The sequence below is a fragment of the Kribbella sp. NPDC005582 genome, assembly GCF_040605415.1.
In the GTDB taxonomy this organism is placed as follows: domain Bacteria; phylum Actinomycetota; class Actinomycetes; order Propionibacteriales; family Kribbellaceae; genus Kribbella.
Window position 1 is genome coordinate 338,120 of the sequence record NZ_JBEXCU010000003.1, and the last position, 24,319, is coordinate 362,438.

At 69.2% G+C, this 24,319-nt stretch carries 19 protein-coding genes and 1 riboswitch; of the genes, 7 read left to right on the plus strand and 12 right to left on the minus strand.

The genetic code is table 11. From position 1 onward, the window contains the following. Nucleotides 1-319 precede the first annotated feature (319 nt). On the plus strand, nt 320-643 hold the full coding sequence (locus ABZS29_RS19445) for a plasmid stabilization protein (RefSeq protein ID WP_355463638.1): 324 nt from the start codon (nt 320-322) through the stop codon (nt 641-643). Between the two features lie 254 nt (nt 644-897). Here ABZS29_RS19445 and ABZS29_RS19450 read toward each other — a convergent pair whose 3' ends face one another. The 4 genes from ABZS29_RS19450 to gcvT all read right to left on the minus strand — a co-directional run bounded on the left by ABZS29_RS19450 (nt 898) and on the right by gcvT (nt 5,799). Next, entirely contained in the window at nt 898-2,823 is a 1,926-nt protein-coding gene (locus ABZS29_RS19450; RefSeq protein WP_355463639.1) for a heparinase II/III family protein, read from the minus strand. A gap of 219 nt (nt 2,824-3,042) precedes the next feature. Continuing rightward, complete coding sequence (gene glyA, locus ABZS29_RS19455; RefSeq protein WP_355463640.1) at nt 3,043-4,314, minus strand: serine hydroxymethyltransferase; 1,272 nt, start codon at nt 4,312-4,314, stop codon at nt 3,043-3,045. A gap of 1 nt (nt 4,315) precedes the next feature. Continuing rightward, on the minus strand, nt 4,316-4,690 hold the full coding sequence (gene gcvH, locus ABZS29_RS19460) for a glycine cleavage system protein GcvH (RefSeq protein ID WP_355463641.1): 375 nt from the start codon (nt 4,688-4,690) through the stop codon (nt 4,316-4,318). Beyond that, nucleotides 4,690-5,799, minus strand: a complete 1,110-nt coding sequence (gene gcvT / locus ABZS29_RS19465; protein ID WP_355463642.1) for a glycine cleavage system aminomethyltransferase GcvT — start codon at nt 5,797-5,799, stop codon at nt 4,690-4,692. Before gcvT ends, gcvH begins: the two co-directional genes overlap by 1 nt. 167 nt (nt 5,800-5,966) lie before the next feature. Continuing rightward, a riboswitch (glycine riboswitch) is annotated at nt 5,967-6,061 on the minus strand. 81 nt (nt 6,062-6,142) lie between these two features. Between gcvT and ABZS29_RS19470 the strand changes: the two genes are divergently transcribed. Further along, nucleotides 6,143-7,390, plus strand: a complete 1,248-nt coding sequence (locus ABZS29_RS19470; RefSeq protein WP_355463643.1) for a hypothetical protein — start codon at nt 6,143-6,145, stop codon at nt 7,388-7,390. Here the strand turns inward: ABZS29_RS19470 and ABZS29_RS19475 are convergent. After that, nucleotides 7,387-7,596 carry an MbtH family protein gene (locus ABZS29_RS19475; protein WP_355463644.1) on the minus strand — a complete coding sequence of 70 codons (210 nt, stop codon included), beginning with the start codon at nt 7,594-7,596 and terminating at the stop codon, nt 7,387-7,389. The two genes, ABZS29_RS19470 and ABZS29_RS19475, sit on opposite strands and share 4 nt — an antisense overlap. Nucleotides 7,597-7,607: 11 nt before the next feature. After that, nucleotides 7,608-8,906, minus strand: a complete 1,299-nt coding sequence (locus ABZS29_RS19480; protein WP_355463645.1) for a lysine N(6)-hydroxylase/L-ornithine N(5)-oxygenase family protein — start codon at nt 8,904-8,906, stop codon at nt 7,608-7,610. A 115-nt stretch (nt 8,907-9,021) separates the two neighbouring features. On the opposite strand from ABZS29_RS19480, the gene ABZS29_RS19485 reads away from it, so the two are divergent. Then, nucleotides 9,022-9,570 (plus strand): RNA polymerase sigma factor, encoded by a 549-nt coding sequence (locus ABZS29_RS19485; protein WP_355463646.1) that lies wholly within the window; start codon nt 9,022-9,024, stop codon nt 9,568-9,570. Further along, the gene (locus ABZS29_RS19490) at nt 9,567-10,349 is read left to right on the plus strand and encodes a hypothetical protein (protein WP_355463647.1); all 783 of its coding nucleotides are present in this window, start codon (nt 9,567-9,569) and stop codon (nt 10,347-10,349) included. Before ABZS29_RS19485 ends, ABZS29_RS19490 begins: the two co-directional genes overlap by 4 nt. On the opposite strand, the gene ABZS29_RS19495 is transcribed toward ABZS29_RS19490, so the two are convergent. Both ABZS29_RS19495 and ABZS29_RS19500 read right to left on the minus strand, forming a co-directional pair. After that, the gene (locus tag ABZS29_RS19495) at nt 10,336-10,815 is read right to left on the minus strand and encodes a nitroreductase family deazaflavin-dependent oxidoreductase (RefSeq protein WP_355463648.1); all 480 of its coding nucleotides are present in this window, start codon (nt 10,813-10,815) and stop codon (nt 10,336-10,338) included. The two genes, ABZS29_RS19490 and ABZS29_RS19495, sit on opposite strands and share 14 nt — an antisense overlap. 10 nt (nt 10,816-10,825) lie before the next feature. Next, nucleotides 10,826-13,705 (minus strand): AAA family ATPase, encoded by a 2,880-nt coding sequence (locus tag ABZS29_RS19500; RefSeq protein ID WP_355463649.1) that lies wholly within the window; start codon nt 13,703-13,705, stop codon nt 10,826-10,828. Between the two features lie 118 nt (nt 13,706-13,823). On the opposite strand from ABZS29_RS19500, the gene ABZS29_RS19505 reads away from it, so the two are divergent. From ABZS29_RS19505 to ABZS29_RS19515, 3 genes are all read left to right on the plus strand, one after another. Next, a complete protein-coding gene (locus tag ABZS29_RS19505; RefSeq protein ID WP_355463650.1) occupies nt 13,824-15,014 on the plus strand; it encodes an epoxide hydrolase family protein in 1,191 nt (396 codons plus the stop codon). Between the two features lie 87 nt (nt 15,015-15,101). Beyond that, nucleotides 15,102-15,749 carry an MBL fold metallo-hydrolase gene (locus ABZS29_RS19510; protein ID WP_355463651.1) on the plus strand — a complete coding sequence of 216 codons (648 nt, stop codon included), beginning with the start codon at nt 15,102-15,104 and terminating at the stop codon, nt 15,747-15,749. After that, nucleotides 15,746-18,580, plus strand: a complete 2,835-nt coding sequence (locus ABZS29_RS19515; RefSeq protein ID WP_355463652.1) for an AAA family ATPase — start codon at nt 15,746-15,748, stop codon at nt 18,578-18,580. The genes ABZS29_RS19510 and ABZS29_RS19515 overlap by 4 nt, the downstream gene beginning before the upstream one ends. A gap of 52 nt (nt 18,581-18,632) precedes the next feature. On the opposite strand, the gene ABZS29_RS19520 is transcribed toward ABZS29_RS19515, so the two are convergent. From ABZS29_RS19520 to ABZS29_RS19535, 4 genes are all read right to left on the minus strand, one after another. Next, a complete protein-coding gene (locus ABZS29_RS19520) occupies nt 18,633-19,556 on the minus strand; it encodes a hypothetical protein (protein ID WP_355463653.1) in 924 nt (307 codons plus the stop codon). 123 nt (nt 19,557-19,679) lie between these two features. Beyond that, nucleotides 19,680-22,394 carry a TIM-barrel domain-containing protein gene (locus ABZS29_RS19525; protein WP_355463654.1) on the minus strand — a complete coding sequence of 905 codons (2,715 nt, stop codon included), beginning with the start codon at nt 22,392-22,394 and terminating at the stop codon, nt 19,680-19,682. Nucleotides 22,395-22,468: 74 nt separating this feature from the next. Continuing rightward, nucleotides 22,469-23,176, minus strand: a complete 708-nt coding sequence (locus tag ABZS29_RS19530; protein WP_355463655.1) for a GAF and ANTAR domain-containing protein — start codon at nt 23,174-23,176, stop codon at nt 22,469-22,471. Between the two features lie 29 nt (nt 23,177-23,205). Further along, complete coding sequence (locus ABZS29_RS19535) at nt 23,206-24,270, minus strand: acyl-CoA desaturase (RefSeq protein WP_355463656.1); 1,065 nt, start codon at nt 24,268-24,270, stop codon at nt 23,206-23,208. Nucleotides 24,271-24,319 lie beyond the last annotated feature (49 nt).

Below are 24,319 nucleotides of genomic sequence, written 5' to 3' on the forward strand. Positions count from 1 at the left end.
ACCGACAGTCAGTGTGCGGTGTCGGATCCAGCGTGCTGCTCGAGGCCGCAGTACGCGCATTTGTGCGGTAGCGCGTGCCCGCTTCCCTGGCGGCAGACGTGGGATTGTCCGCCCACGGCCCAGGAGAACCGGCAGGGATCACCCACCTGCTCCACCGGTTGACCAGTGTCGTGACTCATCTGAAACACCTCATTGCTCGCTCGGCCGCCTTCCGTGCTGAGGAGACGTGTCCCGGACAGCTTCATGACGCGAGAGCGGGGCAAGAAGTTGTTTCGATCGGCCAACTGGGTACCGGGCAGGCGGCGAAAGGAGCTTGATCATGCCTGCAGGATCCAGCCCGAAGCGGGAACGGCAGTACGAGCACATCAAGGCCGGCCTGAAGAAACGCGGCCGCAGCGAGGATGTCGCGGAGGAGATCGCCGCCCGGACGGTGAACAAGGAGCGGGCGCGGTCCGGTGAGTCGAAGGAGGCGAGCCGGAGTTCCACGCACGACATCTCGTCGGGGCGCCGTGGCGGCCTGCGGTCGCACCAGGGCTCCGGCGGGCGGACGAAGGCGCAGCTCTACAACGAGGCCAAGGACAAGGGCGTCAAGGGCCGCTCGAAGATGAACAAGGCTCAGCTGGAACGCGCTGTCGGGCGATAGAACAGGGCGGACCGCCAGGCCAAGGCACGACCCGGCCTGACGGCCCGATGAGTCACTGGTCCTTGCCGGCCATGGTGCCTCCTCAGTCGGGGACGGATGGGTCGGTCATAGGACTACTGCTCCTTGCCGGCCATGGGCTCTCCTCCAGCGTCACATGTCACGGTTGTTCATGGGTTCAGTCGACCGGTTGGCCGCACCAGACCCAAACGATTCGATCGTGCTGGAAACCTGTCTTCGGATCGAACCGAAACGGTTCAGTTCATCCGGGTCAGGCGGCCGTCGGGGGTGACCTTGACGGTGATCTTCTGGGCGCCGACGGTGAGCTCGACGAAGAAGTTCGTGCCGGCGGAGCGAGTGCTGTAGCTGACCTTCTCGCCGGTGGCCGACGGTGCGACGACAGACAGGATGCGCGCGTTCAGCCCGGTCTGGGTGAACTTGACCACCGGCGCGGGCTTGGCGTGGAAGATGTCCGGCAGGTACCAGCCCTGCGCCGGGTTCGACTTGCCCTGCTCGACAGTTGTCGTGCCGGTCGTCTCGCCGAACGGGATCTGGAACAGATGCGTCTGCATCCCGCCGCCGGTCGCGACCGCGGTCGTCGGCGACTGCACGGTGACCGACTGGCCGGGCGGTAGGTGCCACAGCGTCTCGTACCGCTGGCTACCCGCCGACTCGGCGCGGTCGAGCGAGATCACCAGGTCCGGATCCTTGAGGATCAAGAGGTCCCGGCTGCGGCTGACACCTTCGGCCGGTTCGTCGGCGAGCTCGTAGTAGTCGGAGTTCGCCGTACTGACCGAGCCGACCAGCCGGGTCGGCGCCAGCTTGGTCTTGGCGGTCGGGATCGTCATCACGTTGTGCGCGGCCTGGCTCGGCGCCCAGTTCTGCAGGTCGCCCTTCTTGTAGCCGTAGTACCCGGGGTCGATCAGCACGTCCTGTCCGTGCCAGTTGTAGTTGATCGACGTGTGGTCGTCGTGCCCGTGGTACTTCATCGACTGCCCGAACCTGATGCTGTACGCCGACTCCTCGTCGTACGGGCGGTGTTCGCCCCAGCCGGTCCGGCCGAAGATGTAGCCGGCCCTGAAGATGCCCGTCCGGCGGTCCGGCCGCGGTCCCTTCGCACCCTGCGTCGCGACGAACTCCCACGGCGTACCGGGCTCGGTCTTGACCTCTTCCTGGGTGGTGTTGCCGATCTGGAACAGCTCGCCGTTCGGCTTGGTCGCGAGTGCCATCCAGTCGGCCAGCAGCTTGCGCCGGGACTCGATCGCCGGGCCCGGATCGTCCCCGCAGCGCCGGACGACCTCGGCGGCCCGGCCCCACAGCCGGTAGTTGAAGCCGGCGTACCCGACCGACTGCTCGTTGGTCGAACCCTCGGAATCGATCGACTGGACGACGGCAGCGTTGAACCGGTCGATCGCCTTCTTCTTCAAATCCGCGCGGTCGAAGGTGCAGCCGACGCCGAACAGCGCGATGCTCTCGTCGGTACCGTGGTTACGGATGCCGCTCCAGTGCTCGATGATGTACCGCGCGTGCGTGAGCAGGGCGTCGTCGAGCCACTTGTACTGCGCGGGCAGCGTGCGGGCGTGCAGGACGGTGAGCAGCGCCTGCCGGGTGCAGATCAGCACATTGGTCCGGTGCATCGTCGACTCGGACGCGCTCGGGTTGCTCTTCCACGGGAACGGGTTGTCCTTCACCCAGTCCTGGATGATCGTGAGCGAGTGCTTCATCGCCGTGCTGTTGCCGGCGCGACCGGCGTCGATCCCGTTGCCCAGCCAGCGCAGCGAGTGCACCCACAGATGCCAGCTCGGATCGTTGTAGGGGTTGCTCTCCCACTTGATATCGCCCGCTCCGTTACCGATCTTGTACGGCGGGTTGTTGCCCCAAGCAAACGTATCGGCGAGCAGGGACGGCAGCGGGATCTTCGTCTGCAGACCGCTGTAGCCGGGGCACGCGTAGCCCCTGGCCGCCGGTTTCGTCCCAGGCGCGGCCGGGATCGGCGCGGCGACCGGCTGAGTGCCCCGGGGAGCCGGTCGCGCGGTGCCCACCGGCGCCAGATGCGCCTTGTCGCTGGGCATCAGGAACACCACCGCTCCGGTGAACGCGATCCCGCAGATCAGTACGCAGACGGCGATCAGCGCGACGGTGTTGCCCACCCGTCGTCGCAGCTCGGCCTTGTGTCCAGCCACCCCAGCCTCCTCCGGACCTGCCCATGACGAAATACAGGTCTAGACCGGTATCGGCGCAGACTGGTCCGGGGGAGAAAGTCGGTGAGTGAGATGCGTCGGCCCCCGGCCCGGCTCCGGTACTTCCGGTCAGGGCCCTGTGTAGGCAGTAACGCCTGGGCCGGGGGAAACCGTTGCATGAAGCACCGAAGCGGAGCGGGATTTCTGTTTACCTGCTGGGAGTCAGAGCTCCGGATAGAGCGGAAACTTGGTGGTGAGCAGGCCCACCCGCTCGCGCAGACCGGCGAGCACCGAGTCGTCGGCGGGGTTGACCAGGACCGTCGCGATGATGTCCGCGACCTCGGCGAACTCGGCCGGACCGAAGCCTCGGGCGGCGAGGGCCGGCGTACCGATCCGGAGTCCGGAGGAGACCATCGGCGGCCGCGGGTCGAACGGTACGGCGTTGCGATTCACGGTCAGGCCGACCGCGTGCAGCCGGTCCTCGGCCTGCTGCCCGTCGAGCTCGGAGTGGCGCAGGTCGACCAGGACGAGGTGCACCTGCGTCCCGCCGGTCAGCACCGAGATGCCGGCCGCCCGGACGTCGTCGGCCAGCAACCGGGCGGCGATCGTCTGTGCGCCTTCGAGCGTACGGCGTTGCCGGTCGCGGAACTCCTCGGTGGCCGCCAGTTTGAAGCCCACCGCCTTGGCGGCGATCACGTGTTCCAGCGGACCGCCCTGCTGGCCCGGGAAGACGGCCGAGTTGAACTTCTTCGCCAGGTCGGCGCGGTTGGTGAGGATCACGCCGCCCCGCGGGCCGCCGAGCGTCTTGTGGGTCGTGGTGGTGACGACATCGGCGTACGGGACGGGGTTGGGGTGCAGGCCGGCCGCGACGAGTCCGGCGAAGTGCGCCATGTCGACCATCAGGTAGGCGCCGACCAGATCCGCGATCCGCCGGAACTCGGCGAAGTCCAGGTGCAGCGGGTACGCCGACCAGCCGGCCACGATCAGCTTCGGCCGGTGCTCGAGGGCGAGTCGCTCGACCTCGGCCATGTCGACCACGAAGTCGGTGTCGCGGACGTGGTACGCGACGACGTCGTACAGCTTGCCGCTGTAGTTCAGACGCATGCCGTGCGTGAGGTGACCGCCGTGCGCGAGGTCGAGGCCGAGGATCGTGTCACCCGGATCGAGCAGTGCGAACATGGTGGCCGCGTTCGCCTGCGCGCCGGAGTGCGGCTGGACGTTCGCGAACCCGGCGCCGAAAAGCGCCTTCACCCGGTCGATCGCCAACTGCTCGACCACGTCGACATGTTCGCAGCCGCCGTAGTACCGGCGGCCGGGGTAGCCCTCGGCGTACTTGTTGGTGAGGACGGAGCCCTGCGCCTGCATCACTGCGAGCGGTGCGAAGTTCTCGCTGGCGATGAGCTCGAGGGTGTCGCGCTGACGGCCGAGCTCGGCCGTGACGGCAGCGTGGATCTCCGGGTCGAAGTCGGCCAGGCTCTGGTCGAGAGTGCTCATCTCACTCGCCTCCGGTCAGCGCTTCGTAGGCGGCGGCGTCGAGCAACTTGGTCGGTCCGGTGACCTTGATCCGCAGCAGCCAGCCGGCCTGGTACGGATCGGTGTTGAGCAGACCGGGATCGGCGACGACCGCGTCGTTCAGCTCCACGACCTCGCCGTCGACCGGCGCGAACAGGTCGCTGACCGACTTGGTCGACTCGATCTCGCCGCAGGCGTCGCCGGTGGTGATCGCCGTACCGACAGCCGGGAGTTCGACGTACACGACGTCGCCCAGGGCCTCACCGGCGAACGCGGTGATGCCGACGGTCGCGATCTCGCCGTCGAGCGCGACCCACTCGTGGTCGGCGGTGTAGTGGAGCTCGTTGGGAACGGTCATCAGGACTCCTGGCGGCGGTAGAAGGGGAGGGGGACGACGGTGACTTCCTCGTGCGTGCCGCGGATGTCGACCTGGAGCGTGGTGCCCGGCTCCTGGTAGGTGGTCTCGACGTAGGCCATGGCGATCGGGTGGCCGAGCGTGGGCGACGGCGCGCCACTCGTCACGGTGCCGATCGGCCGGCCCGTCGAATCCAGTACGGCGTACCCGCTGCGTGGTGAGCGGCGGCCGGCCGAGGTGAGGCCGACGAGGATGCGCTGGGCGCCAACGTCTCGGCGATGGGCGAGTGCGTCGCGGCCGACGAAGTCCGCTTCCTTGCTGAAAGCAACAACCCGGCCGAGCCCGGCCTCGAACGGCGTGAGCTCGCGGCTGAGTTCGTTGCCGTAGAGCGGCATTCCGGCCTCGAGCCGCAGCGTGTCCCGGCAGGCCAGCCCGCACGGCTTCAACCCGTACGGCGTTCCGGCGCGTTGCAGTTCGGCCCAGACGTGCGCGGCGTCACCCGGCCGGCAGTAGATCTCGAACCCGTCCTCACCGGTGTAACCGGTGCGCGCCAGCAAAACGTTGCTGTTGGCAATCTTCGTCTCGGTGATCTCGTAGTACTTGAGATCGGCCAGTACGGTGTAGGTCAGCTCGGCCACGATCTGCGCGGAGACCGGACCCTGAACGGCGATCAGTGCCCAGTCCTCGGTGGTATCGCGCAGCTCGCTCTCGAACCCCGCGATCCGCTGCTTGAGCTCGTCGCGGACGACCGCGGTGTTACTCGCGTTCGCGACGATCAGGAAGTGGTCGTCGGCGAGCCGGTAGACGACCAAATCGTCGATGACGCCGCCGTCGTCGGCGCAGAGCATCGAGTACCGCGCGCGGCCCGGCGCGATCTTCGACGGTTGCCCGACCAGGCTGTGGTCGAGCGCCCGGGCGGCGGACGCCCCGATCACCTCGAGCTCACCCATGTGCGACAGGTCGAACAGACCGGCCGTGGTCCGGACCGCCGTGTGCTCGGCGATGTCGGAGGTGTAGCGGACCGGCATCGACCAGCCCGCGAAGTCGGTGAACGACGCACCGAGCTGCAAATGTTCCGCCGCAAGCGGCGTCGCGCGTGACTGAGCTGTCATCAGTTGGGAGGCTCCCTCGGTCAGGCACCGCGCGTGCGATGCCACTGCTGGGTGACCTCCCCGCTCTGTCATCTGTACCTGAGAGCTTCGCCGCCGGGTGAGGCGGTTTGCACCGTGGGTGCGGAGCGCCTCGCGGCTACGCGGGGGTCCGGCTTTCCAGAGTTCGCCTCATCGGAACGGTCAGTGGGCCTGAGAGATTCTGGGGAGATTTGCTCCTTCGGCGCCGGGCACTGATCAGCCCGGACTCTCCCGCCCCGATTCGAACGGCGCGATATGCAGTTGAGCCGCTGACTCTAGCAGTGGTCGGCGCTCCGGGACCCGTCGATGTGATTGGGTCGACTCCGTGAGTGGAAGCCAGGTCTTCAGTCTGATCATGATCGTGCTGCTCGTGTCCGGTACGGCGGTGGGCGTCGCGCTGTTCGTGCGGCGCCAGCGCTATGTGAAGGCGTTGCGGGACCGTGGCTGGACGTTCGTGGGGAGCCCGGCGTTCGAGTCGGTCGCGCGGTTGTCGAATCCGCCGTTCGGGATGGGCTTCAAGCGGTCGCCGGACGATCAGATCACCGGGCTGACCAGCAGTGGGCGGCCGTTCCAGGTGATCGAGTACGCAAGTGAGTACTGGAAGGGCTGGGTCGGGATGGTGACGCTGTCGCGGCGACTGCCCGAGCTGTGGGTCACCGGTGGGCAGACGGGTCCGCGTGCCGGCGTTTCCGCGACGATGGTTCCGGTGCCGCCGCAGCTCGGCGCGGGCTGGGCCGTCGGCGTACAGGATCCGGTGTTCGCGCAGGAGGTTCTCAGCGGCCAGTTGTGCATTGGGCTGCTCACGCTGGCCGGCGGTCAGCCGGGTGTGAACCTCAGCATCGACGGCGATCAACTCGTCGTGCTCGACCCGCCGCGCAAGGACCCCGAGCTGCTGGCGCCCTGGCTGGATCAGCTGGCTGCGCTGGCCGACGCCATCGACGCGCTGCCGCTGGACCGCTGGATCCAGCCGCCGCGGGAGCCGCGGCTGAGCTTCTACCAGCACCCGGAGTGGTACTGGATCGGCCAGGACGACAGCCTGCTGCAGAGTACGCCGGCCAACCGGGGCGGCCACGCCCATCGGACCAGCGACGTGATCCGCGGCCGCGACGGCGACGGCCCGCCGTTCGTCGCCTTCACCCATCACTGGGAGACCACCCGGACCGAGAGCTCCACCGACTCCGAAGGCCGCACGACCACCCGCACGGTCACCGACTACCACAGCGAGGCGATCCTCGGCTTCGAGTTGCCGGCCTTCATGCCGCGACTGGAGGTCGCCTACTCCGGCGGCGGCATCAGCTTCGAGAGCAAAGCCTTCAACGACGACTTCTGCGTCCGCGCCGACGACCACAAGTTCGCGTACGACGTCATCCATCCGCGCACGATGGAGTTCCTGATGGCCATCAGGCCGGCGCCGTTCCGGATCACCGGCAACTGGGTGTGGTTCCAGGTCCCGCGGCACGACCACCAGACGATCGGCAGGTGCTCCTACTTCATCCGCGACTTCCTCTCCCGGATCCCGCGGTTCGTCTGGAAGAACCTCGGCCTGCAGGACTCGCCGTACCCGCAGGCTTAGTCGGTTCCCTGGGCGATCAGCGAGGCGGGGCGCAGATCGGTCCAGTTGGTCTCGATGTAGTCGAGGCAGGCCTGGCGGTCAGTCGGGCCGAAGACGGGCCGCCAGCCCTCGGGCACGGTGGCGAACTGCGGCCAGAGGCTGTGCTGGTTCTCGTCGTTGACGAGGACCAGGAAGGTGCCGTCGGCATCGTCGAACGGGTTGGTCATGATCGTCTCCTCTAGACGGCGACAGCTTGCGGGACGGTGTGCTGGGCGGCCGGCTGCTGCCGGATCGACGCGAGAATCTCGCCGGCCCGCACGGAGATGTTGGACAGCAGTGACGAGGCGAGGCCGTGGCTGTGCTCGGTGCCACCGCCCTGCAGGTAAATGCCGGCGCGGACCTGCGGGGTCGTGACGACGCGGTAGTCGCGGCCGATCCGCACCCGCCCGGCCTGGTCGCGCCGGCATTCGTTGCCGAGGTCACCTAACAGGTCGGTCGGGTCGCCCGGGGTGTAGCCGGTGCAGAACACGATCAGGTCGGCGTCGAGCGGAGTCTTCTGGCCGGTGCTCAGCGACTCGACGGTGAGCGAGACGCCAGTGGGGGAGTCGTGCAGGTCGATCACCCGGGAGACGTTGAAGAACCGCAGCCGTTCCTTGCCGACGATCCGCTCGCGGTAGCTGCGGCGGTACAGGTCCTGGATGACCTCGGTGTCGACGACCGAGTAGTTCGTGTTCGCGTGGTAGCCGAGGAGTTGCTGCTTCACGTCCTCCGGCGCCGAGTAGAACTCGTCGACGGCGCCCGGATCGAACACCCGGTTGGCGAACGGGCTGTCGTCGGCCGGGCTGTAGCCGAACCGCGAGAAGACCGAGCACACCTCGGCGGACGGGAAGCGGTCGTGCAGGAAGCCGGTCACCTCGGCCGCGCTCTGGCCGGCGCCGACGACGACCACGCGTCGCGGCGTCGTGTCGCCGAGCTGCTCGACGCGGTCGAGCAGCTCCCGGTTGTGCCAGACGCGGTCCGACGCGGTGACGCCCTCGGGTAGCCGCGGCGACAGGCCGGTTCCGAGAATCAGGTTGCGGGTCCGGTGCGTCTCCCGCGCGCTGCCGTCGGCCGATGCCGAGGTGACCTCGAACTCGTCGACGACTCCGTCGTGCGTGACCGGCCGGACGGCGACCACAGTTCGGTCGTAGCGCACGACGTCGTCGATCTGGGCCGCGGCCCACTCGAGGTAGTCGTGGAACTCGACGCGCAGCGGGAACAGCGTCTTGTTGTTGATGAAGTCGATCAGCCGGCCGCTCTCGTGCAGGAAGTTCAGGAAGCTGAACCGGCTGGCCGGGTTCCGCAGCGTGACCAGGTCCTTGAGGAACGAGACCTGCATGGTCGCGTCCTCGATCAGCATCCCGCGGTGCCAGCCGAACCGCGGCTGCCGCTCCAGGAACAACTGCCGCGGGGTCGCCGCGCCGAGTTCGGAGGCGGCGATCGCCACGGCCAGGTTGGATGGGCCGAAACCGACCCCGATCAGTTCGAAGCCTTCCACAGGGTGGATCCTCCTCGTTGGCGGGTTAGGCGAGGCTAACCTAAGCAGCTGGTCGAAGAACAGAGGGGGTCCCGGTGGTGAGATACACATCGGGGTGTGGCGGACACGTAGAGGCATGAGCAAGCCATCGGAAACGGGCGGGCGCGAGGAACGGTTCGTCGCCTTGTACGAGGCGACGTACGCGGATCTCGTCCGGTTCGCCCAGCGACGAGTGCCCGACGGTCAGGCCGAGGACACCGTGGCCGAGGCGTTCCTGGCGGCCTGGCGCCGACTGGACGACGCACCGGCACAGCTGCCGCAGGCGCGGGCCTGGTTGTTCGGGATCGTCCGCAACACGATCTTGAACAGCCATCGGGGCGCGCGCCGGCAACGGGCGGTCGCCGTCCGGCTGGCCGAGGTGGCGACCACCTGGCGCCCGGACGACGCCGAACTCGTCGCCCGCCAGGTCGATCTCGCGCGCGCGTGGGAGCGGCTGTCCGCGGTCCATCAGGAGGCTCTTGCTCTGGCGGTGATCGACGACCTCCCGGGTCGCGAGGCGGCCGCGGTGCTCGGTATCACGAGCGTCGCGTACCGGCTGCGGTTGTCCCGGGCGCGCAATGCCCTGCGCGGTCAGCTCGATCACCGCCCTACCGCTGCACGCATCGCTGAAAGGCAACCCTCATGAGACCCCTCGACGAGTTCGCTGCATTGAAGACCCTCGACCCGGCAACCACCGAAGCCGACCCGCACAGCCCGCGCGCCCAGGCGTCGCTGGAACGCATCCTCGCCACCGACCCGTCGTACGGCGTCGGCCTGCCGCGGCTGCGACGCCCGCTGGTGCGGGCAGCCGTGGCCACCGCGGCGATCGCGATTGCCGCGGCCATCGTGTTGCTGCCACGCGACGGCGGCCCGCTGCCGAACGGTGATGCCTACGCGAGCTGGACCGCGCAGCCCTCCGGGATGACGGCCAAGGAACACGCCGAGGCCGTCAAGGAATGCCGCAAGTCCCTGAAGGGCATGGGCGTGGACGACCAGATCGACCGGTCGGACCCGGCCGTGGTCGAACGGCGCGGCGACTGGTCCCTGGTGATCCTCGCCGCGGCCGACCAGTCCGAGGCGAGCTGCATGACGAACGTCAAGACCGGCCTGCGTGGCGGCGGCTTCGGCTCAGTCGGCGGTCCGGGCCGTCCCCCGGTCGGTCCGCGGGAACTCTCGGTGTCGGGGATGGGCGCCGGCGGCGGTGGCTCGCTCGGCTACGTGACGACAGCGATGGGCAGGTCCGGTGCGGACATCGTCGGGATGACCTACACGAGCCCGACCCGCGGGGTCGTGAAGGCAACCGTCATGAACGGCTACTTCGCCTTCTGGCTGCCGGGAAGAGAATTCGAGGGAATCCAGCCGGTTCCGGTCCGGGTCACGTACCGCGACGGTACGTCGGCCGCGACCACACTCAAGCTGGGTTGACCGGGTCGAGGCGGAAGACGCGGATCTCGCGGTGCGCGGCTCGGGTGGCATAGGTGTTGTACGCCGGCCAATAAGCAGCGACCGCGTCCCACATCTGCTGGCGCTCGTCGCCGGTCAGTAGGCGGGCGTGGACCGGCACCGTGCGGCCGCGGACGGTGGCACTGGCCTCGGGCTGGGCGATCAGGTTGGCCGACCAGGCGGGGTGGTTCTCGCCGCCCCAGTTGGAGCCGATCACCACGTAGGCACCGTCGCGCTCGACGTACAGGAGAGGGACCTGGCGGAGCTGGCCGCTGCGGCGGCCGGTTGTCGTGAGCAACAACGTTCGCAGGCCGAGCGACGTACCGAAGCCGAAGCGGCCGTTGGTACTGCGGAGCAATCGTTCGTCGACGCGGACCACAGCCTGGCCGATGGCCGCGAAGGCCTTGGTGGTGCCGAGCTTGCCGATCAGCCGCTGCAGTCCGTTCATTGGCCGGAGTCTAGGGGAGCAGTCCACGGCTGTGCGCGACGGCAGTGGCCTCGGTGCGGGTGGTGGCGTTCAGCTTGGTCAGGATCCGGCCGACGTGCACACCGACGGTTGCCGGGGAGATGTAGAGCTCGGCGGCGATCTGCCGGTTAGGCATCCCGCGCGCCAGCAGCCGCAGTACGTCGTACTCGCGCGGAGTCAGTCCGCTGTCGTCGCCGGGGGTCGAGCTCGGCGCCTCGAGGCGGGCGCGCTGACCGAGGGCGGCGATCCGGTCGAGATAGACGGAACTGCGGAACCGGGTGGCGATCTCGCGGGCCTCTTCGAGACGGCGGCGCGCTCCGGCCCGGTTGCTGGCCGCGAGCGCGGCCTCCGCGGCCGGGATGAGGCAGTCGATCAGGCCGCACAGGTGCCCGATCCGGCGCCAGCTGTCCGCGGCCCGGTCCCAGTCGGCCATCCGGCCGGGGCCGATCGCGGTCAGGATCGCGCAGCGGTAGGCCTCCTGAGCGGCGCCGCCCGGCGGCAGCAGGGTGACGAGCTCGCCGATCCTCGCGCGGATCGCGGCGGCCTCGGCGGCGATCGCCCGGTTCCTGGGCGCGGCCGCCAGCCTGGCCCGTTGCAGCATCGCGACGCCGAGCAGACCGTCCTGGTCGGGGATGAAGTCCGGGCCGGCGCAGTGCCGCAGGAAGATCTCGACCGGCCCGGCCGCCGACTCGGGATCCTGGCGAGCCATCGCGAGCTCGCACCACACCATCGTGATGTAGCCGAGGATGTAGTTGCGCAGCACCGGTGAGCCCGCGGCGAGTTCTTCCGGTGTGTGCAGGACAGCCGCCGCCTGCTCGAACTCGCCGCGGTAGGCGCGGATGGTGGCGAGCATGCCGCAGGTCCCGATCCGGTACAGCGGCTCGGGCTCGGCGGCCAGGCTCTCCTCGATCGTTGTCAGCGCATCGTCCCAGCGACCCAGGATCATTTGCGCGGACGCCAGATTGATGCGCAGCATCGGGCCGCGCCAGTTGAGCATCCCGACCAGTTCGACCTCGCGCAGCGCCACCGGGGCCTTCGCAACGATCTCCTCGTAGCGGCCCGCCCAGGCCAGGGCAGAGATCTCCCAGTTGGCGTTGGCGACGAAGGTGGTGTCGTCGCCGATCCGGCGCGCGATCTCCCGGGCCCGCCCGGCCCCGGCCAGCGCCGCGGCCAGGTTGCCGTCGATCTGCTCGACGAATCCGACGGCGGCGAAACCGCGGCCGCGGAGCCGGTCGTCGTCCAGCGCCTCGGCGATCTCCAGCAGCTGCTGGGTGTTCTGTCGTGCGCTGGGCCGGTCCCTGGCCGTCGCCGCGTCGATAGCCAGTCCGTAGTGCAGCATGCCGAGCGCGTACGACGGCCGGCCGGACAGTAGGCGGCGGGCGTGCTCGAGGTCCTCGCGGGCACCGAGGTCCGTGCGGCTGCGAAAGGTGCCCCGGTCGAGGTGCAACTGAGCCGCCACCTCCGGCTCGGCCTGGGAGTCGACCAGCTCCAGCGCCTCGGTGCAGAGCGCCACGCCCTGCTCGGCCCGGCCCGCCGGTGCGGCCGCACCAATAGCTCGACGCAGCAGCTTCAGGCGAAGCGCGACGTCCGTACGGGACTCGGTCTTCGGCAGGAGAGCGAGTGCACGCTGGACGTACTTGAGCTCTTCGGCGTACGCGAAGCTGGCTTGGGCTTCGTCGGCCGCGATCAGAGCGGCCTGAAAAGCCTCGGTCGGTCGACCGGCCAGGTACCAGTGCTCGGCCAGCTCGGCGGCGGGCAGGCCGTGCGTGGCGAGATCCGGCTGCGCCGCCAAGGCCGTCGCGGCCCGGGCATGGAGCCGACGACGTTCACCGGGGAGCAGCCCGGTGTAGACGGCCTCGCGGATGAGCGCGTGCCGGAACCGATACCCGTCGTCGGTCGCCAGGAGTTGATCGCGCTCAACCAGCTCGCGCAGGGCGCGGTCGAGCTCGTCGTCGGAGCGGTTGGCGAGCAGGGTCAGCAGGTCGTGCCCGACCGCGGCGCCGGCGATGGACGCCACCGCCAGGACCGGCCGTGCCGACTCCGACAGCTGGGCGACCCGCTCCTGCAACAACCTGCGCAATGGACTGTTGCCGTTGGTCTTGCCGGGATCGTCGGTGGCGAGCGCTTCGATGAACAGCGGGTTCCCGCCGGAACGCCGATGGATCGCCGCGGCACGCGCCGGGTCGTAGCGGCCGTCCAACGCGGTCAGCAGTTCGCCGACAGAACGCTGCTCCAACGGCTCGAGGTGAAGGGTGGTGATGTCCTGGCGCCGACCGAGTTCGGCGACCAGCTGCCGGACCGGATGCCCGGCCGGAAGCTCGCCGGTCCGAACGGTTCCGACCAGCAGCACCGGGAGATCGCCGAGGTTGCGCGCGAGGTAGCCGAACAGCTCACGGCTCGCCCCATCGGCCCACTGCAGATCCTCCAGTACGACGAACAGCGGGTGCCGGGCGGCCGCGCGTTCGAGCAACGCCAGCAACTCGTTCAGCAAGGTCAACCGGCCGCCGTGCGCGCCTTGATCGGGTTGCCGGGGGAGCAGTGCGCTGAGTTCACCGCCTGATGACGGGCCGCCCTCGGTCTCGACGAGTTGCCGCACGATCGGCAGGAAGGCGACGTACGGAAGGTGTTCGGCACCGAGTTCGGGGCAGCCGCCGGTGGCGGACAACCAGTCCGGGCCGAGGCTCGCGGTGAACTCCGCGATCAGCCGGGACTTGCCGATACCGGCCTCGCCGGCGATCAGGATCCGGGCCGAACCTCCCGCTTCGACCTGGGTCGCCGCGGCACGGAGCTCAGCCAGCTCGGCCTGGCGGCCGACGTACAGGGGGCTGACGAGCGGTTGTCGTCCGGCGGCGTACGGATCGTCACCGGACATGGAAATACCGCGTTCCACGGATTCGCCGGAGCCGGTCTGCCAGCACGCTGTGAATCGTAGACCGGCTGGGGGCCTGAGCCGTCTCATTTTTGGCGAGATACGACGAGCTCTGAGGGAGATGACAGTGAACACTCCGAACAGCCGTCCGCGCGATGCCGCGGACGAGGCGGTGCGGCCGCTCCGGATCGACGTTCCGCAGTCACAGCTGGATGATCTGGCCGAGCGGCTGCAGCGGGTCCGCTGGGCCAACGAGTTGCCGCGCGACCAGGTCACCGACGGCGTTCAGCGGGGTCCGCTCGTGCCGGGCTGGGAGTACGGCGTACCGCTGGAGTATGTGCAGCGGATGGTCGAGACCTGGCGGGACAGCTACGACTGGCGCAAGTGGGAAGCGCGGCTGAACGAGTACCCGAACTTCACCACCGAGATCGATGGGCAGAACATCCACTTCCTGCACGTCCGCTCGCCCGAGCCCGACGCGACGCCGCTGATCCTCACCCACGGCTGGCCGAACAGCGTGATCGAGTTCCTCGACCTGATCGGTCCGCTGACCGATCCGCGCGCGCACGGCGGTGACCCGGCCGACGCGTTCCACGTTGTAGTGCCCTCGTTGCCCGGCTTCGGGTTCTCCGGGCCGACGTACGAGAAGGGCTGGAACCGGCACCGGACGGCGCAGGCGTGGGCCGAGCTGATGCACCGGCTGGGCTACGAGCGATTCGGTGCGCATGGCAACGATGTCGGGTCGTTCGTGGCGCCGGAGCTGGGCCGGATCGCGCCGGATCAGGTGATCGGCGTACACGTCACCCAGCTGTTCTCGTTCCCGTCGGGCGACCCGGCCGAGTTCGAGGGGCTGAGCCAGAAGGACCTGGAGTACCTCGGGTTCCTGCAGACGTTCAACGAGGAGATGTCGGCGTACGCGAAACTGCAGGAGACCGCGCCGCAGAATCTCGCGCACGCCTTGGCGGACTCGCCGAGTGGTCAGCTGGCCTGGATTGCCCAGCTGCTCGCGGCCTGCCCGGACGAGCATGTCCTGACCAACGCGACCATTTACTGGCTGACCAACACGGCAGCGTCGTCGGCGCGGTTCTACTACGAGGATCACCACGCCGAGCACCCGGCGGAGCCGACCACGGCCCCGACCGGCTTGGCCAGCTTCGCGAACGACTTCACCCCGCTGCGCCGGTTCGCCGACCGCGACCACGCCAACATCGTGTCCTGGAACGAGTACGACCGCGGCGGCCACTGGGCCACCCAGGATGCCCCCGACCTGCTCCTCGACGACCTCCGCGGCTTCTTCCGCTCGCTGAAGTAACGGAACCGCGGGCGTAGTGCGTCCGTCAGACGTGGCGCTGGACGGTCTTTTGCAGAAGGCCGTCCAGCGTTGCTCTAAGATCCGTCTGTGCGGCAGCTAGCAGTGGGGGTCGGTCAGTTGTTGGGCCGGCCGCCGCATTTCATGAACGCGTACCTCGTCGACGACGTACTGGTGGATGCCGGCACCCCGGCGGCGGCCGGGCGGATCCTGCGGCAGCTCCGCGGGCGGGACGTGACGGCGCATGTGGTGACGCATGCGCATCCGGACCATTTCGGGTCCAGCCATGCCGTCTGCACCGAGCTCGGGATCCCCTTGTGGGCAGGTGCGAACGACGCCGAGGCGATCGAGACGGCGACGCCGGTGCCGGCCGAGGGATGGTTGCCCGGGATGCTGGCCCGCGGCAAGATGCCGCCGCCGCATCCGGTCAGCCGGCGGCTGGTCGAGGGCGATCAGGTCGGCAGCTTCACCGTGCTGGACGTGCCGGGTCATTCGCCCGGCCACATCGCGTTGTGGCGGGAATCGGACCGGACGCTGCTCTGCGGCGACGTCTTCTTCCGGCTGCCCAAGGTCTCCGCGCCGTGGAACTTCCTGACCTTCGATGTGCCGCGCAACCATCAGGCGATGCGCCGGCTGGCCGCGCTGCGGCCGGAGCTGGTGCTGTTCGGGCACGGCAAACCACTGCGAGACCCGGACCTGTTGACCCGAGTCGTCGACGCCCTACCGGGTTCTGAGTGAGCGGCGTGCTCGAGCGGCCGGACGAGCTCGGCCGGATCGCTGCCGCGCTGGATGCGGCCGGTCGTGGCGAGGGCCAGGTCGTGGTGATCGAGGGCGAGGCCGGGATCGGCAAGTCGCGGCTGGTGGCCGAGGCCCGCGCGATGGCCAAGCAGCGCGGCTTCGTCCGGATGCAGGCGACCGGTGACGAGGTCGAGAGCGCGATGGCGTGGGGTGTGGTCCGCCAGTTGATCGAGCGGTCGATCGCCCGGTACGCCGGGGAGACGCGGGCCGCGATCATCGCCGGACCGACCGGACGTGCGATCGAGGCGCTCGACAAGGCCGCTCCGGATGCCGGGGACGCCGAGGTGGCCCGGACGATGCACGCGCTCTGGTGGGTGGCGGTCGACCTGGCGTCGCCGCGGCCGTTGCTGATCACGATCGACGACGCGCAATGGTCCGATCCGCCGTCGCTGCGCTTCCTGTCCTATCTGTCCAAGCGAGTCGGCGATCTGCCGATCGCGCTGGTGGTGGCGACCAGGCCGCCGCCGGACCGGCTGGGTCCGCTCGCCGAGCTGACCGTCGCCCGGCACGTCGAGCGGTTGCTGCCGCGACCGCTCAGCCGCGAGGGCATCGCCGTACTGATTGCGGAGCACTGTCGGAGCCAGGCTGCGGAGCCAGTCGTGGACGCGGTCCTGGCGGCCAGTGGCGGCAACCCGTTCCTGGCCGAGTCACTGCTGGATGAGCTGACCGTGCTGAATCGGTCAGCCGCGGACGCGGCGACGGCGGAGACCGTCCGCGGGCTCGGAACGAGCGCGGTGAGCCGGACGCTGCTGTCGAGGCTGTCACCGACGGCACTGGCGCTGGCGAAGAGCATGGCCGTGCTCGGTGTGCGCGCGGACGTCTGGACCGCCGGTGCGGTCGCGCAACTGCCGGAGTCCGCGTTGGCGGCGGCCGTGGACGAGCTTGTGGCCGCGCACGTCGTCACCGTCGAGGCTGCCCAGACCCCGCAGGCGCCGGCCCTGCTGAACTTCGTGCACCCCGTGATTCGCGACTCGGTGACCGCGACGCTCGGCCCGGTCGATCAGGCCACCCTGCACGGACGAGCCGCGGAGACCTTGTGGGCCGCGCGGGCGGCAGCGGACCGGGTCGCCGCCCACCTGGTGCAGGCACCGGCCGGCACGCTGGACGCCGCCGTCACGATCTTCGCCGAGGCCGCGACCCTGTCCGCGACCGCAGGCGATGTCGGGACGGCGATCGACTACCTGAACCGGGCGATCGAGGTCGAGCCGGGCAACGCGAAACTCCAGTCCCTGCTGGGGAAACTCCTGCTCCGCAACGGCGATCCACGCACGGCCCGGCGCTACTTGCTGGCCGCCGCGGAGTCGAGCAGTGGCCGCGAGCGCGCCGACCTCCTCGGTACGGCGGCTGCCGCCACCTCGGTGATCGACGGACCGGTCGCGGCTGCGTCCGAGCTGATGCAGGCGCTGGACGGCTGGGCGGCCGACGAGCCGGGACGGTTGGCGCTCGACGCGCGACTCGGCATCACGCGCTCGTATCTGCCGTCGGAGCGCAAGCGTGCCTCGCGCCATCTGCGCGGGTTCGCCGACCTCCCCGGTGACACGCCCGACGAGCGGATCCTGCTCGCACTCCTGGCGCAGCGCGGCCGGTACGAGGTGAGCCCGTCGGCCGACGTACGGCGTACTGCCGAGCGGGCGTTGCGTCGCGGGGCACTGCTCAATGACTCGGTCGGTCAGGCCGACCCGCTGATCGGCTGGCTGCTCGCGATGATGTCGCTGATCGCGGCCGATGGTGTTGGACCGGCTCGGGACGAGATCGCGGGCGCGCAGGACTGGGTTCGGCGGCACGGTTCGCCGATCGAGTTCGCGATGGTCGCCAATGTGGCCGACTTCCTGGCGTGGCGCTGCGGTGATCTGCCCGCGGTCGAGGCCGACGCGGACGCCGTACTGGCCGCGGTCGCGTCCGAGGACCAGACTCCGCAGGTGGTCGCGATCCGCGTGACCGCGGTGACATTCGCGGTCTATGCGGCCTTGGAGCGCGGTGACCTCGCCGGCGCACAGACCATGCTGACCGAGTACGACGAGTCCAGCCGGAACGCGCCGCGAGTGATCGCGGCGATGTGGCTGGAGGCGACCCGGGCCCGGCTCGCGCTGGAGCTCGACGATCCGTACGCCGCTCTCGAGCACGCGTACCGGCTGCGGGACGAGATGGTGGCGGCGGATCTGGATCCGCCGGCCGTGCCGTGGCGGACGCCGGCCGCGCTGGCGCAGCTGCGGCTGGGCGACGAGGCGGCGGCTCGGGAGTTGGCGAACGGCCAGCTGGAGCTGACCCGGCGGTGGGGTGCGGCCTCCGATCTGGGCGCCGCGCTGCGGCTGACAGCCAAGGTCGATGTCGGGCAGGGCGCTCGCCGGGTGGAGACGCTGACCGAGGCGGTCGCCGTACTGGAGCGATCGCCGGCTCGGCTGGAGCTTGCGCTGGCGTTGGCGGATCTCGGCGAGGCCTATCGGGTGGTCGGTCGGCGGGCGGATGCGCGCGAGACGCTGAACCGCGCCGGCGAGCTGGCCGCGACCTGTGGAGCGCTTGCTCTGCGGAGCCGGGTCGCGGAAGCCCTGCAGGCGCTGGGCGATCGGCCGCGGTCGCTGGTGGCGCCGGGCCAGGACTCGCTGACCGCAAGCGAGCGCCGAGTCGCCGGGCTCGCGGTCACCGGCCGCAGTAACCGCGACATCGCCCAAGAACTCTTCGTCTCACCCAAAACGGTAGAGAACCATCTCGGCCGGATCTACGTGAAGCTCGGCATCACCGGCCGCCGCGAGCTGGGCCGCGCTCTCACCTAGACCACGAACGAGCGGCCCCCTCCCTCCAGGGGCCGCTCGTCAGGGCTTCGGATCAGCCGACCGGCGGTGCGGTCTCGAACCAGTTGAAGGCCTCGACGTACTGCAGGGTCGTGCCGGTGTAGTTCTCGCCGAACAGCCGCCAGTAGGTGTGCTGCTTGATCGTCTCGACCCCGGTCTCCTCGTCCACGGACTTGGTCCGGATCGCTACCCGGTACAGGGTGACCTTCTCGTCGCGGATCTCCGACTGGGTGTCCAGGTAGCCGGGCGTCTTGTGGTCGTCCGAGCGAGCCGGGTCGTGCAGGGTCAGCTCGACCTTGCCGGAGCCGACGTCACCCTTGGCCGCGACCACCGTGACGGCGTGGCCGCCGGTGCGGGTGTGGGTATTGTCCGCGTTCAGGACGTACCGGCCGTACCACAGCTGGAGGGGAGCCTGGCGCAACCGCTTCGCGATCTCGAGCCCGAACTCGGGCACGCTGTCGGAGCTGGTGCCGCCGCGGTTGACCGTCCAGCCGCTCGCCTTGGCGCCGACGGTTGCGGCGTCGAAGGCGGCCCGGTTGCCGGCAGCGCTCGAACCGCTCGGGTCGGTGCCCATCCCGGCCTTGTAGCCGAGCCACCCGATCCAGGCGGTCGCCTCGTCGTAGTCGGCCGGGTCGTGCGGGTCGTACTCGGTCATCAGCTGGCCGTTCGGGACGATCCGCATCGGCAGCCCCTTGTGCTCGCCGAGGTAGTACATCGCGTTATAGAGCGAGGTGGGCCCGCAGTGCACACTGCCCGACTTGTCGAGGTTGGTGCGGAACTGGTCCGCGTCGGTCACGTCGCACAGCTTGACGGCGAACTGGGCTCCCTCGACGTCCTTCTGCTCCGCGCACGCTGTCTGCAGCGGCAGCCCGTCGGCGGCGGCGGTCCCGGCCGGCAGAACCGTTCCGGCGAACACTGCGGCGACTCCGGCCAGTACGGCGATCCCTTGACGCTTCATTTCTCTTACCCCCAGGTTGCGTGGTTTTTGGTGGTTGTCCTTCTGCCACCAAATCTCCCGCCTGAGGCACCCCCCAGGCATGAGGGTCGATCCCTCATCTCTCCGCCTGGGGGGTGTGGGGGGTCAGGGGGTGTTCAGCGTGATGTGGTGCGGGGAGCGGGTGCTCAGGCTGCCGGTCGTGACGGTGACCGTGCGGCTGGCCGCGTCGTACGACCAGCCGGTACGGCGGCCGTCGACGTACGCCGCGGACGGGGCGCTGCTGTTGGTGAGCCGGAGCGTGTAGGCGCGCGCTGTGGCCGCGCCCGGGTAGCTGCCGCGGGTGGCGCCGACAGTGAGTGCGCGGCTGCGGTCGTTCCAGGTGAGCTGCGTGGTCGCCGAGCTGCTCGAGCCCTCGCCGGCGTCCTGGTAGAGGTTGAAGCTGCCATTGGCTCCCGCGGCGACCGTGGCCGTCAGCTGGGTGGGTGCGCCGCCGGTCTGGTTGTCGACGTAGTCGGTCCGGGTGGTCACGATGCCGCCGCTCTTCACCAGCACCGGCATCCGGTCCAGCGGGGCGCTCATCGTGACTGTGGCCGGCCCGGTGTACGACGTACCGGTGAAGTAGTCGGTCCAGGTGCCCGGCGGTACCCAAACCGAGGTCGAGCCCGAGCTGTCCACGATCGGTGCGACGAGCAGGCTGTCGCCGTACAGGTACTGGCCGGGAGCGTTGTACGCCGCCTCCTCGGCCGGATACTCGAGGTACATCGGCCGCACGATCGGTACGCCGGTCGTGTGTGCCTGCTGGGCCATCGTGTACGTGTACGGGACCAGCGCCTCGCGCAGTTGCAGGAACTTCGTCGCGCTGGCTCCGGCCTCGGCGCCGTACTCCCAGGGCAACCGGTCGGCGTGGTCGGAGTGCAGCCGGTCGATCGGCTGGAAGGTGCCGAACTGCACCCAGCGAGCGTACTGGTCGTCGGGCAGATGATCGCCGTGGAAGCTGCCGATGTCGTGGCTGACGTTCGACAGCCCGGCCGAGGCCTCGTCGGCGGTGAAGCGGACGGCGTACCGCAGGAAGTCCCAGCTGCCCGGCGTGTCACCGGTGAACTGCAGCGTGTTCCGCCGCTCCGACCACGGTCCGATCGGGTACGAGCTCTCGATCCCGCCGTACTCGGCGCCGCCGATCCGGGCGAACGAGAAGCCGCGAAGACCGCGCTCGGCGGCACTGTCGGCGTACGCCTGGTTGATCAAGTTGTCGGGGGCAACCTGTGGGTCGGAGGCCGTGGAGCCGCCGCAGTACTGGCAGTAATCCAGCCACCAGGCCCGGACGCCTTGCTGCTCGAAGGGCTTGTGCAGATCCTGGTATGCCTTCAGCTGAGCCGGCTTCGACCAGTCGAACAGGTAGTTGCGGCCGCCGTCGAGTTCGAGACCGCCCGCGGTCGCGTTGGTCCGGGCGAACTGCGGATCGTCGTCGGCGATCGTCGGATGCACGTTGAGTGCCACCGACAATCCTTGTTCGCGAGTCCAGTCCATGAAGGTCTGCGGGTTCGGGAAGAGCGACGCGTTCCAGTTCCAGCCGTTCCAGGTGCTCGGGGACTTGAAGTCGGTGTCGATCACCAACCAGTCGATCGGCACCTTGCCCGCGCGGAACTTCGGCAGCAGGTCCTTCTGATAGTCGTCGGTGCTGTACGCGTGATAGCGCGAGTACCAGACGCCGTACGCCGATTGCGGCAGCAGGTTGGTGCCGCCGGTCAGCGTGTTCAGATCGCCCAGCGCCTGCTTGTAGTCGCGGCCGTAGCCGAACAGATAGCCGTCCTGGTAGGGATTCGTGCCGTGGCCCGGGCGCGTGCCGACGACGTGATCGGCGTTCAGCAAGGCGGTTCGGGTGTCGTCGAGCAGGTACCAGCCGTCGCGGTTGAGGATGCCGGGATGCTGGTACGCCGGGACCTGGCGCGGGTTGTCGAGTGAGCGGCTCCACCCGCCGAGGGTGGTGGCCGGGCCGGCGCCGTACGCCGTACTCAGGAGATTGTTGTCGGCTGATGGATAGGTCGAGGTGTCGACTGTGGTGACGGCGATACTGTCGACATTGACCTTGCCGCTGTCGGTCGGGCGCTGCCGGATGGTGATGCTGTTGGTCCCGGCCTTGAGCTCGATCGCCGTGCTCATGGTCGACCAGGTGTCCCACGAACCGGTCGGCGGCAGGCTGAGGCTCGGGCCGGCGGCATCATTCGCCTGTGTGGACAGGGTTCTGGTGGTGTTCTGTCCGTCGCCGCCGGTCGCGTTCGCGTACCTGACGGCCAGCCGGTAGCTACCGGCCGCCGGGATGCCGGAGACGTTCACCGTGATCCCGGCGCCCGCCTTCTCGTACCCGGCGACGAATCCGGAGCCGGTGTGATTGACATGGTCGTACGCCGTCGACGCGTGCCCGAGGAGCAGCGCGTTCTCGGCCTCACAAGCGGTGCCGAACCCGCAGTACGACGGGAAGGCCGGACTCGCGGTGACGTTGTTGCCAGCGACAACCATCGAGAGGTTCGCCGGAGTGAACGGGCCGCTGTCCCGGCGGTAGCGCACGGTCACTCCGCTGGTCCGGATCTCGCGGAACCCGTCCGCGGTGACCTTGGTCGTGTACGGCGTCCGCGGGAACGCGCGGTTGATCGCGGTGAAGGTGGTCGCGTCCTCGAACTTCCGGTCCGCGGCGTACTCGACCCGGATCAGCGTGGGGGAGAGGACCTGGAAGCGGGCGGCGCCGTCGGTCACGATCGATCGGGAGGGCGGTGGGGGACCGGCCAGCGCCGTGCCGGCGATCAGAGACAGGCTGGTGCCGGCGGCGAGCAGACGGAGAATCCGGGCAGGCGAAGGTCGCATCGATACCTCACACGGTCAGGGGCGGGATGACCTGAGTTCAGGCCCTGAAATTAGGCCATTTACATCGATGGAAGTCAAGATCCCGCGGGATCGATGGAGCCGCGCAGCTTGCGCGTGTCGATCAGCTCCTGCGCGACATCGCGGAGCTTGACGTTGTGCTCCTGGGAGTAGCGCTTGAGGATCTCGAACGCGCGCGTGTCGTCCAGATCGAACCGCTCCATCAGAATGCCCATCGCCTGCCCGACCAGCTTGCGGGCGTCGACGGCCGCGGCCATCGTCTCGTCATCGCGCGCCGAGGCGACGGCGACCGAGGCGTGCCGGGCCAGGATGTGCGCGATCGCCTCGTCGTCGGCGCTGAAGGCGTACGGGGCGGTGTTGTACAGCGACAGCACGCCGATCGGCTGGGCGTTGGCCCACATCGGCGTGTGCAGCACGGACCCGATCGGGTACTGCGCGAGCCGGGCGGTCCAGGACGGCCAGCGCGTCTCGGCGGCCACGTCCTGGACCTGGACGGCGACGCCCTCGGTCAGCGCGGTCAACATCGGACCCTCGCCGAGCTCGAACTGCAACTGGTAGATCTCGGCGACCAGCGGATCGGTCACGGCCGCGATCTCGCGCTGACCGCGCAGCACGAGCGCGACTCCGGCGTACGAGCAGGCCTCGGCCTGCAGTGCGAACTGGACGACGGCCTCGACCGTCTCGTCCATCCCGTCGGCGTCGTGCAACTCGACCGCGAGGCGGGCGAACGTGTCCGCGTCGAAGGCCATCTGATCCATGGCCATATCATGCCTCGCCGGGGCGACGGGCGGGGTCAGGACGTGGCGGGAGAGCGCAACTGCCGGCCGACCTCGTGCATGTGCCGCAGTCCCTGGGCGTAGGACTCGATGATGCCGGTCGACAGGTACGGCACGCCGACGCGCTCACAGTAGGCGCGGACGGAGGCCTGGGCACGGCGCAGATTGGCGCGCGGCATGTTCGGGAAGAGGTGGTGCTCGATCTGGTAGTTCAGGCCGCCCATCATCCAGTCGGTGATCAGGTTGCCGTTCACGTTGCGCGACGTCCGGACCTGCTTCTCGAGGTGGCCCCACTTGGAGTCGCAGTCGGGCATCTCCATGCCCTTGTGGTTCGGCGCGAAGACGCTGCCCAGGTGGATCCCGAACAGCATGTGGTGCAGGACGGCGAAGACGAGCGCCTTCTGCGGCGACATGATCAGCAGCAGACCGCCGAAGTACCCGGCCAGGTGCGCGAGGATCAGGCCGAGCTCGACCAGCGCCTCGCGGCGCGGCCGCTGGTTGAGCAGGTAGGTGATCCCGGTGACCTTCAGGCTGAAGCCCTCGAGGCTGAGCAGCGGGAAGAAGATGCGTGCCTGGTTGCGGCTCAGCCAGCCGTACAGGCCTTGCCGTCCCTCGGCCTGGGCCAAGGTCCAGACCAGTACGCCGGCGGCGACGTCGGGGTCCTTGTCGGTGTGGTTCGGGTTGGCGTGGTGCTTGTTGTGCTTGTCGTTCCACCACCCGTAGCTCATCCCGAGCAGGAAGTTCGCGTGCAGCCGGCCGATCGCGTCGTGCAGCCGGCGGGAGCTGCCGATCTGCTGGTGACCGGCGTCATGGCCGAAGAAGGCGGCGCGGGTACTGAAGATGCCGGCCGGGATGGTCAGCAGCAGCACGAGCCAGGAGTTCCCGAGCAGGATCAGTCCGGCGACGACGGCGCCCAGGCAGAGCAGGTTGACCACGATCCCGAGCGCATACTCACCGGTACGCCGCTCGAGCAGGCCGGCCGCCTTGATCTCCCGCAGCAGCGGCGCGAAATCGCTGCCCTTCGAGGGAGCGCAGCTCGGCTGATTTTGGGTAGGGGACAACGTCGTGCCGGCGGAAGGCATTGTTTCCTCGAATCGTGGTGACGCGGGCCGATGGGGAAGTGAATCAGCT

What these genes read in the sequence shown, in the direction of transcription:
- ABZS29_RS19500 (WP_355463649.1), bottom strand. Translation starts at nt 13,705, where the DNA reads ATGTCCGGTGACGATCCGTACGCCGCCGGACGACAACCGCTCGTCAGC.
- ABZS29_RS19495 (WP_355463648.1), bottom strand. Translation starts at nt 10,815, where the DNA reads ATGAACGGACTGCAGCGGCTGATCGGCAAGCTCGGCACCACCAAGGCC.
- gcvH (WP_355463641.1), bottom strand. Translation starts at nt 4,690, where the DNA reads ATGACCGTTCCCAACGAGCTCCACTACACCGCCGACCACGAGTGGGTC.
- ABZS29_RS19445 (WP_355463638.1), top strand. Translation starts at nt 320, where the DNA reads ATGCCTGCAGGATCCAGCCCGAAGCGGGAACGGCAGTACGAGCACATC.
- glyA (WP_355463640.1), bottom strand. Translation starts at nt 4,314, where the DNA reads ATGAGCACTCTCGACCAGAGCCTGGCCGACTTCGACCCGGAGATCCAC.
- gcvT (WP_355463642.1), bottom strand. Translation starts at nt 5,799, where the DNA reads ATGACAGCTCAGTCACGCGCGACGCCGCTTGCGGCGGAACATTTGCAG.
- ABZS29_RS19475 (WP_355463644.1), bottom strand. Translation starts at nt 7,596, where the DNA reads ATGACCAACCCGTTCGACGATGCCGACGGCACCTTCCTGGTCCTCGTC.
- ABZS29_RS19530 (WP_355463655.1), bottom strand. Translation starts at nt 23,176, where the DNA reads ATGGCCATGGATCAGATGGCCTTCGACGCGGACACGTTCGCCCGCCTC.
- ABZS29_RS19490 (WP_355463647.1), top strand. Translation starts at nt 9,567, where the DNA reads ATGAGACCCCTCGACGAGTTCGCTGCATTGAAGACCCTCGACCCGGCA.
- ABZS29_RS19525 (WP_355463654.1), bottom strand. Translation starts at nt 22,394, where the DNA reads ATGCGACCTTCGCCTGCCCGGATTCTCCGTCTGCTCGCCGCCGGCACC.
- ABZS29_RS19505 (WP_355463650.1), top strand. Translation starts at nt 13,824, where the DNA reads ATGACAGTGAACACTCCGAACAGCCGTCCGCGCGATGCCGCGGACGAG.
- ABZS29_RS19520 (WP_355463653.1), bottom strand. Translation starts at nt 19,556, where the DNA reads ATGAAGCGTCAAGGGATCGCCGTACTGGCCGGAGTCGCCGCAGTGTTC.
- ABZS29_RS19485 (WP_355463646.1), top strand. Translation starts at nt 9,022, where the DNA reads ATGAGCAAGCCATCGGAAACGGGCGGGCGCGAGGAACGGTTCGTCGCC.
- ABZS29_RS19535 (WP_355463656.1), bottom strand. Translation starts at nt 24,270, where the DNA reads ATGCCTTCCGCCGGCACGACGTTGTCCCCTACCCAAAATCAGCCGAGC.